This window comes from Rothia sp. HMSC067H10, assembly GCF_001810635.1.
Lineage (GTDB): Bacteria > Actinomycetota > Actinomycetes > Actinomycetales > Micrococcaceae > Rothia > Rothia dentocariosa.
The window spans coordinates 1,935-3,740 of record NZ_KV802289.1; the positions used below are offsets into that span (position 1 = coordinate 1,935).

The 1,806-nt window shown below is 46.5% G+C and carries 3 protein-coding genes and 1 pseudogene; all 4 read right to left on the reverse strand.

The features are described 5' to 3' along the window. A pseudogene (locus tag HMPREF2756_RS11325) lies at positions 1 to 262 on the reverse strand (hypothetical protein); the annotation flags it as partial. A gap of 57 nt (positions 263 to 319) precedes the next feature. Beyond that, a complete protein-coding gene (locus tag HMPREF2756_RS11410; RefSeq protein ID WP_246825819.1) occupies positions 320 to 697 on the reverse strand; it encodes a hypothetical protein in 378 nt (125 codons plus the stop codon). Positions 698 to 704: 7 nt separating this feature from the next. Then, a complete protein-coding gene (locus tag HMPREF2756_RS11415) occupies positions 705 to 920 on the reverse strand; it encodes a hypothetical protein (RefSeq protein WP_246825820.1) in 216 nt (71 codons plus the stop codon). 281 nt (positions 921 to 1,201) lie between these two features. Next, positions 1,202 to 1,806, reverse strand: a 605-nt coding sequence (locus tag HMPREF2756_RS03420; protein WP_246825821.1) for a hypothetical protein, incomplete at its 5' end; no start/stop codon positions are given.

A 1,806-nucleotide genomic window follows, 5' to 3' on the forward strand; every position in this document is an offset into this window, starting at 1 on the left:
GCATATCCCTATCCCTAATTGAACATGCTTCTTCAGCAGCCCAACGCATATTAAAACCTTCGGGAAAACTGTAGGTAGGGTCGATAGTTTTAACTAACCGCCTGGCGAAGTCCATGTACGATACCAACCCAGCACAATCAACAGTAATGACAGCCCATCCCTCCGCTTCCAGATAGGGCAGCATATGGTTCTCCCAGTATCCACCCTCACGGATGAACAAAGAGGCGGTAAAAGGCTTTGAGCGTATATGTTTATAGACCATCATTATCTTCTTTAATGTAGGCACAGGGTGGAACCTAATGATCTACTCAGGTTTCTATCAGTCCCAGCTCCTAACGACTTTATGGCGATACTCCACAAGGGGTGGGTACTCTTCCCCTGGGTTATCTTCATCGAAGTCTTCGATGATAGTGGCTCGACCTTCGAAGAATTCCAGCACAGTGTCGAGTTTTTCCTGAGACACCTCCATACCATAAAGCACATATGGTGGGTCATAATCACCATAAGCAAATTGGCTATGCCGGTACCGCAGGTTATCGTCTACAGTTTGTAAGTGTTGTGCCATCCATTTTGCTTCAGAGTGGTCGGGACTGTTCCAGGGGGTGAAGAGTACATCGTAGTCTTTGAGGATGACAAAGACTCCTTTGCTCAGATCGAGCCAGTCGAGGTCTGAGATGATTTCTTGGGTCCAGGTCATGTAATTATCATTGGGGAGTTTGTGCGGGAGGTTGACGGCTCGGATGATTTCCTAAGGCTCCTGCTTGTGGGTCCTGGGAAGCTAGTATGTTTTTGCAGTGGATTTCGATGATGGCCCATCCTTGATCGCGGAGGGCTTGAGTTTGGCGCTCTAGCACCGTGTCTTCGGTGATGTAGATAGCGGGGAAGAATGCATCATCTGATTCGTTCTTGTAGAAACCCATAAATTGTTTACTCCTTGGCTATCAGTGCGTTGTTAGCTGTTCCCACCGGTGTAGGAAGTGCTCTCGGGGTACTCGTTGGGGTCAGTTATCCAGATACCATTCTTGTCATACAATGGATCTGGAAAACCACTAGGAAAATATTTCCTTCCTATTGAGACCAAGTGAGCTTAGCATCAGGGTCGGTAAAAACTTCTTCGTGGCCCGGTGCCAATACCCACTCTCCTGAGTGAACGCCGGAACAATGAACTCATCCTTGTAGCCGCATTTATACCCCATAGCGTTTATATAGAGGGATCTGGCTCAGTAAATTCACTATGCACCAGGTGTACTTTTGAGGCAAGAACAAGGTCATAAAACGGTGATTCAGGATAATACCGAGGGTCATCAACATAGATGCCCGTAGTCTGCGAACTATGGGTAGTAACACCAAAAAGCTCCCCATACTTATCGTAGAGAGGGTCCGGGGCTCCGTTCGGGAAGTTCCTGCGCTGTTCTTCTTCGAAATCAGACCATGGATACCGCACACCCTCACCGGCAATCATCACATTTTCCGCACCCATCAGTTCCTCAAACTGTGGGAGGTACGACGATGGAAGACCAACGCCGTACCCCACCACCACAGGAAACTCTTCATAGATATATCCACGTAAGGTTGAATAATAATAAACAATATCTTCAATTAGTTGGAGCATAAACTCGGCTCCATAGCCATTATATAGGTCAGGATGGGTAGAGAAGATATCTTCAAAATTCTTATAAAAAACAAAGAGACCTTTGCGCATATTAATGCCATAGATATCCCTAAGGTTTCCTTTGACCGCCATGGCATTAATATATCCATGCTCAGGAACTTTAAAGTTGAGTTCACGTAGAAGCCTTGTGCCGC

Excerpts from the sequence above, each read along its gene's own strand:
- HMPREF2756_RS11410 (WP_246825819.1), bottom strand. The coding sequence starts at position 697 with ATGACCTGGACCCAAGAAATCATCTCAGACCTCGACTGGCTCGATCTG.
- HMPREF2756_RS11415 (WP_246825820.1), bottom strand. The coding sequence starts at position 920 with ATGGGTTTCTACAAGAACGAATCAGATGATGCATTCTTCCCCGCTATC.